Here is a 426-nt window from a genome sequence, read left to right as displayed (position 1 = left end):
GAGAAAAAATGAAGGATGAATTATAGGGAAATGAAGGAAGAAAGAGAATAAATGAGATAATGAAAGAATTAGGATGAAGAAGAGAAGGAAGAAAGGGGGAGAAGAAAGAAAGAAGGGAAGAAGAGGAGGGGAGGAAGAGAAAGGGGGAAAAGAGAAGAGGGGAAGGGGAAGGAGGAGGGAGGAAAGAGGAGGGGGAAAAGAAAGAGAAAAAAAAGAAGGAGAAGAGGGGGGGGGAGGAAGGGGAAAGGAAAGAAGAAAAGGAAGAAAAAGAAGAGAAAGGGAGAAAAAAAAAAGGAAAAGAGGAGAGGGGAAAAGAAAAAGGAAGGAAAGGAAAAGAAAGAAAAGGGGAAAAAAAAAAAGGGGGGGGAGAGAGGGAGGAAAAAAAGGAGGGGAAAGAGGAGCAGAAAGCCACCGCTGGGGCAATCG

The 426-nt window shown here is 43.7% G+C and carries 1 protein-coding gene; it reads left to right on the top strand.

The window, feature by feature from the left end:
• Positions 1 to 73: 73 nt before the first annotated feature.
• Positions 74 to 426 (top strand): hypothetical protein (locus NR126_RS29150; RefSeq protein WP_256832495.1); only part of this gene is annotated, 353 nt, incomplete at its 3' end.

It is taken from the genome of Pseudomonas sp. Pse1, assembly GCF_024519635.1.
Taxonomy (GTDB): Bacteria; Pseudomonadota; Gammaproteobacteria; order Pseudomonadales; family Pseudomonadaceae; genus Aquipseudomonas.
The sequence above is the reverse complement of the archived record's forward strand: the minus strand, read 5'-3'. Positions and strand labels throughout refer to the sequence as shown.